The following is a 3,442-nucleotide window of genomic DNA, read 5'->3' on the forward strand; positions in this document are numbered from 1 at the left end:
TCCCTGCTGACACGGCGTCGGGTAGACGCGGTAGTTGTACCGCAGCTGCACGCGACGACTATAACGTTCATCTATGACTGAACTCGAAAGCATTCGCACTGGCAGACACCTGCGCGTTTGCTATGCACGCCCACTTGGTCTTCGTGACGAAATTCCGGCACACGGTGTTCGGCCACCCCCACCTGACCCGGATGGAAGAGACACTTCCCGCCCAGGGTCGCCATCGCCAAGCTGGCCAACAGCCTCAAAGGCGTCTCCTCCCGCCGGATGCGGCAGCAGTTCCCCGACCTCCGGCGACACTACTACCCGGCCAACAAGCTCCGGTCGGGCTCGTACCTCGCCGGGTCCGTCGCCGGCGCACCGCTCAGCGTCGTGAACCCGTACATCGAGCAGCAAAACCGCCCGGCCTAAGGCACTGCTCCGTCCTTCAGGGCGGGCCTTCACCCCCGCCCTGAAGGACGGAGCACTGGCCCCCATCCCGGTAGCGTCACGCAGGACGGACTTCACAGATCGGCAACACACCCGTACGGTGTTCGATATATTTGGGAGCGCTTCCATCGATCAAACTCGATTGCACTGATCCCCGGGGAGGAGATTTCCGCATGCGCAGACATCTCATGGCCGGCGCGGCCACCGCGGCGCTGACGGTCGCCGCCGCCGTCGGCATCGGCCTGCTGCGGCCACCGCCCGCCACCGCCGCCGAATCGGCCTTCTACGTCGATCCCGACACCGGCGCCGCGAAGTGGGTCGCGGCCAACCCGAACGATCCGCGCGCCGCCGTGATCCGCGACCGGATCGCGAGCGTTCCGCAGGGCCGCTGGTTCACCCAGACCAACACGTCGACGGTGCGCGGGCAGGTCGACGCGTTCGTCGGCGCCGCCGCCGCGGCCGGCAAGATCCCGATCCTGGTCGTCTACAACATCCCCAACCGCGACTGCAGCGGCGCGAGCAGCGGCGGCGCCCCCGACCACGCCAGCTACCGCCAGTGGATCGACCAGGTCTCCGCCGGCCTCGGCAACCGGCGCGCCAGCATCATCCTCGAGCCCGACGTGCTCGCACTGATGAGCACGTGCATGAACGCCACGCAGCAGGCCGAGGTGCGGGCCTCGATGGCGTACGCGGGCAAGAAGCTCAAGGCCGGTTCCGCCCAGGCCAAGGTCTACTTCGACGCCGGCCACTCCGCCTGGCACGCCCCGGCCGAGATGGCGTCGCGGCTGGTCGGGGCGGACATCGCGAACAGCGCTGACGGCATCTCCAGCAACGTCTCCAACTACCGGAGCACGGCCGAGGTGACCACCTACGTCAAGGCGGTGATCGCGGCCACCGGCGTCAACCGACTGACCGCGGTGATCGACACCAGCCGGAACGGCAACGGGCCGCTGGGCTCCGAGTGGTGCGATCCGGCCGGCCGGGCGATCGGGACGCCGAGCACCACCGCCACCGGCGATGCCAAGATCGATGCGTACCTGTGGGTGAAGCTGCCGGGCGAGGCGGACGGGTGCATCGCGGCCGCCGGCCAGTTCGTGCCCCAGCGGGCGTACGACCTGGCGATCGCGGCCGGCAATCCGCCGACCACGACGCCGCCCACCACGACGCCGCCCACCACGACGCCGCCGACCACGACGCCGCCGACCAACCCGCCCGGCGGCGCGTGCCGGGTGGCCTACACCGCCAACCAGTGGAGCGGCGGCTTCACCGCGGAGCTGCGCATCACCAACGGCGGCGCGGCGGTGAACGGCTGGACGCTCACCTTCACGGCCGGCTCGACGGTGCGGCTGAGCAACGGCTGGAACGGCACGTGGAGCCAGTCGGGCAGCCAGATCAGCGTGCGCAACGCGGACTGGAACGGCGCGCTGGCGGCGGGCGCGACGACGAGCGTCGGCTTCCAGGGCACGTACACCGGCACCCTGACCGCGCCGACCGGCTTCGCCCTCAACGGCACCCCCTGCGGCAGCTGATTCCCGTCCACCGCCGATCAACCGGCCTGCCCCGTCGACCCGGCTCGACGGGGCAGGCCGTTATCGGCGCCGGGATCGGGGAACTTGTCATGAGGAAGGAGGCATCTCATGACTAGACCCTCGATCCCCGCCGGAACACCGATGAGCGGGATGCAGCGCACCGGCACGATCTCCGGTCCGGCCGCGATGCCGAGCGGCGACGGCGGCGTCGTCGGCCGTCCCACCGTCACCATCGCGACATACCCGGAGTACGCCCCGGCGCAGCGCGCGGTGGACTACCTCTCCGACAACCGTTTCCCGGTCGAACGGTCGGCGATCGTCGGCACCGATTTGCGGCTCGTCGAGGACGTGCTCGGCCGGATGACGACCGGCCGCGCGGCGCTGGCCGGCGCCGGCAGCGGCGCCTGGTTCGGTCTGCTCATCGGGCTGCTGTTCGGCATCTTCACCCCGGTGAACTGGCTGGGCGCCGTCGTCACCGCCGTGGTGATCGGCGCGTTCTGGGGTGGCGTCTTCGGCGCGGTCGCGCACGCGATGACGCGCGGCAGCCGCGACTTCACGTCCTACACCTCCGTGCGGGCCAGCCAGTACAGCGTCAACATCGACGCCGACCTCGCCGATCAGGCGCGGCAGGTGCTGGGGCGGATGGACGGGCAGTCCGCGCCGTCGACACGCTGACCGCCGGGCGCCTGCGGCGGTGGCACCGGCCGGTAGAGCCGGCCCGCCCGCGGCGTCAGTCGTGGTAGCTGAGCTCCCCGGCGCGGATCGGCGCCGTCACCCGGTTCTCCTGTGGGGCGAGCGGGCACGCCCACCGGGCGTCGTACGCGCAGCTCGGGTTGTAGAGGTAGTTGAGGTCCAGCCGCACCCGGCCGCCGGGCAGCACGGTCAGGCCCCGGCCGAACGTCCCCTTCACGGTGTCGGTGAGGTAGCGCCCCCCGCCGTACGTCTCCCGCCCGCAGGTGCCGTCCCGCACCGGCAGGAACAGGCCCCCGCCGTACGCCTCGATCCACCACAGCGTCAGCGGGCCCCACGGTGACTCGGCGATCCCGACCCGGCGGTAGCGGACCACCCCGTCCGGGCCGCCCGTGTCGATCGTCTCGGTTCCCTCGGCGGGGCGCAGCGGCGCCTCGACCACCGCGGCCGGATCCGGCGCGAAGTAGCGCAGTCCGGTGAAGTCGGCGCGGTCGGACGGCGGCAGTGGCGACTGCGGGTGCCGGGCGAAGAGCGCGTCCCGCGCGGCGCGGAAGCCGGTCAGATCGCGGTCGGAGAGGTAGAGGCGGGCCACCTGCTCCCGCCAGTCCAGCAACTCAAGATCCTGCACGTCGACCACCGTATCGCCGGGTCACGCGTCGCCGGCCAACCGCCCCGCCCGCCGCCCGTGGATGTGCTCGTCTTGACGATCTCTCCGCCCTGAAGGACGGAGATTCCCTCCACGCTGCGCGTGGAACACGCGGCGTCCGGGTGGATTCCTGCTTCCTCGCGCGGTG

3 protein-coding genes and 1 pseudogene are annotated in these 3,442 nt (G+C 71.2%); 3 read left to right on the top strand and 1 reads right to left on the bottom strand.

Features of this window, described 5'->3' with window-relative positions:
* Window positions 1-73: 73 nt before the first annotated feature.
* From BLW47_RS24495 to BLW47_RS24505, 3 genes and pseudogenes are all read left to right on the top strand, one after another.
* Window positions 74-411, top strand: a pseudogene (locus tag BLW47_RS24495) (transposase).
* A 191-nt stretch (window positions 412-602) separates the two neighbouring features.
* A complete protein-coding gene (locus BLW47_RS24500) occupies window positions 603-1,958 on the top strand; it encodes a glycoside hydrolase family 6 protein (RefSeq protein ID WP_091563171.1) in 1,356 nt (451 codons plus the stop codon).
* A 150-nt stretch (window positions 1,959-2,108) separates the two neighbouring features.
* Window positions 2,109-2,633: a YflT domain-containing protein gene (locus tag BLW47_RS24505; RefSeq protein ID WP_091563175.1), complete on the top strand. Its 525-nt coding sequence runs from the start codon at window positions 2,109-2,111 to the stop codon at window positions 2,631-2,633.
* A 55-nt stretch (window positions 2,634-2,688) separates the two neighbouring features.
* On the opposite strand, the gene BLW47_RS24510 is transcribed toward BLW47_RS24505, so the two are convergent.
* The gene (locus tag BLW47_RS24510) at window positions 2,689-3,276 is read right to left on the bottom strand and encodes a DUF1684 domain-containing protein (RefSeq protein WP_091563179.1); all 588 of its coding nucleotides are present in this window, start codon (window positions 3,274-3,276) and stop codon (window positions 2,689-2,691) included.
* Window positions 3,277-3,442 lie beyond the last annotated feature (166 nt).

Origin of the sequence: Micromonospora pattaloongensis (assembly GCF_900107255.1) — a bacterium.
GTDB lineage: Bacteria > Actinomycetota > Actinomycetes > Mycobacteriales > Micromonosporaceae > Micromonospora_I > Micromonospora_I pattaloongensis.

What these genes read in the sequence shown, in the direction of transcription:
- BLW47_RS24505 (WP_091563175.1), top strand. Translation starts at nt 2,109, where the DNA reads ATGCAGCGCACCGGCACGATCTCCGGTCCGGCCGCGATGCCGAGCGGC.
- BLW47_RS24500 (WP_091563171.1), top strand. Translation starts at nt 603, where the DNA reads ATGCGCAGACATCTCATGGCCGGCGCGGCCACCGCGGCGCTGACGGTC.